This is a genomic window from Streptomyces sp. SID4985 (genome assembly GCF_009863025.1).
Lineage (GTDB): Bacteria > Actinomycetota > Actinomycetes > Streptomycetales > Streptomycetaceae > Streptomyces.
Genome location: NZ_WWIR01000192.1, coordinates 1 through 3,436 on the forward strand (window position 1 = coordinate 1; position 3,436 = coordinate 3,436).

Genomic DNA, 3,436 nt, shown 5'->3' on the forward strand with positions numbered 1-3,436 from the left:
CGCGAGGGGCTATAGCTCAGTTGGTAGAGCGCCTGCATGGCATGCAGGAGGTCAGGAGTTCAATTCTCCTTAGCTCCACAGATCGACACTCTGTTGAGTTGTCAAAGATCGGTAGGGAAGATCCCGTCCTTCACAGGGCGGGATTTTTCGTGTTCCAGCGGCGAATGATCTCGGCCGCCAGCTCGTCCGCCATCGGCTGCCTCTCCTCCCTCAGCACCGCCGATTTCGCGCGCGCCTCCTCGTCCACCGGCGTGTAGACCACGATCCGGCACTCGGGCATCCCGTCGATGGACAGGGACTGTGTCGTCATGTGTATCTCGCCCAGGCCCGGATGGCCGGGATGACGGAACGTCTTCACCCGCGGCCCCGGCGGCGCCACCTCACCGCTCGCCCACAGCCGGGCGAAGTGCGCGCTCTCGGCCGCGAGCCCGCGTATGTACTCCTCCCAGGCGGGCTCGCCCACATGTCTGCCGTAGGCCGAGCGCAGCGTCGCCACCATCAGCGGCAGCTCCACGTCCAGCCGGACCACCGGGCACAGCTCCTCCGGCAGGGTGCACAGAGCCCACAGCACGTTCGGCACCGCGGCGCGCACCGTCCGCGGCACCAGGAACAGGTCGCGGTAGGCGGGGTTGGTGGCCAGGATGTCGTAGCGCGAGTTGTAGACCGCCGCGGGCAGCGGGTCGACCGCGTCGATGATGCCCTGCACCTCCGGGCCTATCCGGCGGGTCAGACCGACGGGCGTCGAGGCGAACGGCACCTCCGCGAGGCGGTACAGATGCTCCCGCTCCGGCGCGTCCAGCCGCAGGGTGCGGGCCACCGCGTCCAGCACCTGCGCCGACGCGTTGATCGGGCGGCCCTGCTCCAGCCACGTGTACCAGGTCACGCCCACCCCGGAGAGCTGCGCGACCTCCTCCCGGCGCAGCCCCGGAGTGCGCCGCCGCAGCCCCGGTGGCATCCCCACGTCGGCCGGTGTCACCCGGGCCCGCCTGCTGCGCAGGAAGGCGGCCAGCTCGGTCCTGCGGCGCCGTGTCCTCGTGCCGGCCGTCCTGGTCGTACCGGCCGTACCGGTCGCAGTGGTCCCGTGCGTCGTCGTACCGAACGCGCCTGTCGTACCCGCCGTCCTCGTCCTGCTCATCGTCGTGTCCCCCGTTCTCCGTGTCCCCGTCGCCATCGTCGGTTCCCCGCCGTGTTCCTGCCAGGTGCCGTCACTACCAGCATCGGCGGGCTCTCGGCACCTGTACCGGCGCGCCCCCAGGCTCGGCGTCATGACGACACCGCGCACCAGGCCGCCCGGCACGGCCGCCTCGCATCTCGCGAAGCGTGAAGCACCCAGCACCGACAGTGAAGCACCGCCCACTGACAATCGGTCCCGGATGCTGCTGTTCGCCCTGCTCACGGCCACTTTCATGGCCGTCCTCGACGTCTTCATCGTGAACGTCGCCGCCCCGAGCATCGGCACCGCTTTCCGGGCCTCGGGCGCCGATCTGCAGCTGGTGATCGCGGGCTACACCATCACCTACGCCGTGCTGCTGATCACCGGTGCCCGCCTCGGCGACCTGCTGGGCCACGGGCGGGTCCACCTCGCCGGTCTCGCCCTGTTCACCGCCGCCTCGCTCGCCTGCGGTCTGGCCCCGGGCGTGAGCTGGCTCATCGGGTTCCGGCTGGTGCAGGGCGCCGGATCGGCGCTGATGATCCCGCAGGTGCTGAGCCTGATCCAGCGGGCCTTCACCGGTGAGGCCAGGGCCCGCGCCCTCGGCGCCTACGCTGCGGTCCTGGCGGTGGGCGCGGCGGCCGGGCAGATCGTCGGCGGGGTGCTGGTCGCCGCCGACCTGTTCGGCACCGGCTGGCGCCCGGTGTTCCTCGTCAACGTGCCGGTCGGCGCGGCCCTGCTGGTCCTGGGCGCCAAGGTGCTCCCGTCGCCCGGTCCGGCCGACCGCGCGGCCGCCCGCCCCCTCGACGTGCCCGGACTGGCGCTGCTCGGCGCGGCCGTGTCGCTGCTGACCGTCCCGCTGGTCCTCGGTCAGGAGGAGGACTGGCCGCTGTGGTCCTGGCTGTCCCTGGCCCTCTCCGCCGTGCTCTTCGCGCTGTTCTGCGGCTACGAATCCCGGCTGGCCCGGCGCGGCGGCGCCCCGCTGATCGCGCCGAGGGTGCTGCGCCACCCCGGCATGGCACTGGCCGCCCTGCGGGTCCTGCTGGTGATGGCCGTCAACGCGGGCTTCCTCTTCACCCTGACCCTGCACCTTCAGGGCGGCCTCGGCGACAGCGCGTTGCGAGCCGGGCTGACCTTCGCGCCGACAGCCGCCGTCTTCGGGGCGGTCGGCCTGGGCTGGCGGAGGCTGCCCCGCTCCTGGTGGCCCGCGCTCTCCCCGGCCGGGTTCGCGCTCACGGCCGCCGGAGCGGCCTGGGTGGGCCTGGCGCTGCGTGGCGGGCACAGCGGGGGAGTGGCGCTGTACGGGGGCTGCGTGTGCGCGGGAGCCGGGCTCGCGCTCGCCTTCGGCCCGGTCTTCACGGGCGCCCTGGCCACCGTACGGCCCGAGGACGCGGCGGACGCCGCCGGGCTGCTGGCCACGGTCAACCAGCTCGGACAGCTGATCGGAGTGGCGGCCTTCGGCACGCTCTTCCTCAACCGGCTTGAGTCACTCGGGGTACCGGGGGCGTATACATCGGCGGAGGCGTTCGGGGTGACTGCCTGGGCGCTTGCCGCGACAGCCGTGCCGGCGGCTGTGTCCGGACTGGTACGCAGGCGTCGCTGACCGTATCGGCCCGGCCGTGGCAGAATCAGACGGCCGGAAGGGGACGCGGCCCGCACGGGAGGGAGTGGCGATGCCTGCGAGCATCCTTGGGGAGGTCGGCCACCTCCTCGGGACGGCCTGGATACGGGACACGGCCACCCGGCTCAGCTGCCCTTCCTGCGGTTCCGCGCATGTCGCCCAAGTCCTTGGCGACAACGGCGGGATCTCCTACGTGTGCACGGCCTGCGGCCACAGCTGGAGCTGAGCGATGGGTGCACACAGGCGGAAGTGCGACTGGTGCGGCAGCGGTACGCCGATTGTCCGCGACATGGAACCGATCAACCCCGACTACCAGTACTGGTGCGAGGAATGCGCCCGGGCGCTGATCATAAAAGGCGACCCCATCGAGACCTACCGTGAGCTGGAGGGCGAGCCGATCTACGGCCGGCTCCTCGAAGAGCACTGCACGCTCAAGCGGTTCTACTCCTTCGTCACGGCCTGAGCCGGACGCCTCGAAGTGGACATAGGGCTCCTTACTGTGTCATACCGGGAACCGATTTGGTGCTCACCGTCGGGGACCGTGTAAGGTTGGCGACGCCTCCGGGGGAACCCGGAAGGGCACCGCGAGGGGCTATAGCTCAGTTGGTAGAGCGCCTGCATGGCATGCAGGAGGTCAGGAGTTCAATTCTCCTTAGCTCCACAGA

At 71.0% G+C, this 3,436-nt stretch carries 4 protein-coding genes and 2 tRNA genes; 5 read left to right on the plus strand and 1 reads right to left on the minus strand.

Features of this window, described 5'->3' with window-relative positions:
• The first annotated feature begins 5 nt into the window (after positions 1-5).
• Positions 6-78, plus strand: a tRNA-Ala gene (locus GTW40_RS07620).
• 52 nt (positions 79-130) lie between these two features.
• Here GTW40_RS07620 and GTW40_RS07625 read toward each other — a convergent pair.
• Entirely contained in the window at positions 131-1,135 is a 1,005-nt protein-coding gene (locus tag GTW40_RS07625; RefSeq protein WP_237525390.1) for a helix-turn-helix transcriptional regulator, read from the minus strand.
• A 238-nt stretch (positions 1,136-1,373) separates the two neighbouring features.
• Between GTW40_RS07625 and GTW40_RS07630 the strand changes: the two genes are divergently transcribed.
• The 4 genes from GTW40_RS07630 to GTW40_RS07640 all read left to right on the plus strand — a co-directional run bounded on the left by GTW40_RS07630 (position 1,374) and on the right by GTW40_RS07640 (position 3,432).
• Complete coding sequence (locus GTW40_RS07630; RefSeq protein WP_237525391.1) at positions 1,374-2,753, plus strand: MFS transporter; 1,380 nt, start codon at positions 1,374-1,376, stop codon at positions 2,751-2,753.
• Between the two features lie 70 nt (positions 2,754-2,823).
• The gene (locus tag GTW40_RS32545; RefSeq protein ID WP_018545155.1) at positions 2,824-2,997 is read left to right on the plus strand and encodes a hypothetical protein; all 174 of its coding nucleotides are present in this window, start codon (positions 2,824-2,826) and stop codon (positions 2,995-2,997) included.
• A 3-nt stretch (positions 2,998-3,000) separates the two neighbouring features.
• Entirely contained in the window at positions 3,001-3,234 is a 234-nt protein-coding gene (locus GTW40_RS07635) for a hypothetical protein (protein ID WP_006136074.1), read from the plus strand.
• Positions 3,235-3,359: 125 nt separating this feature from the next.
• Positions 3,360-3,432 (plus strand) — tRNA-Ala (locus GTW40_RS07640).
• Positions 3,433-3,436 lie beyond the last annotated feature (4 nt).

Bases quoted from the DNA above. Each gene is read 5' to 3' on its own strand.
- GTW40_RS07625 (WP_237525390.1), bottom strand. From the start codon at position 1,135: ATGAGCAGGACGAGGACGGCGGGTACGACAGGCGCGTTCGGTACGACG.
- GTW40_RS07635 (WP_006136074.1), top strand. From the start codon at position 3,001: ATGGGTGCACACAGGCGGAAGTGCGACTGGTGCGGCAGCGGTACGCCG.
- GTW40_RS32545 (WP_018545155.1), top strand. From the start codon at position 2,824: ATGCCTGCGAGCATCCTTGGGGAGGTCGGCCACCTCCTCGGGACGGCC.
- GTW40_RS07630 (WP_237525391.1), top strand. From the start codon at position 1,374: ATGCTGCTGTTCGCCCTGCTCACGGCCACTTTCATGGCCGTCCTCGAC.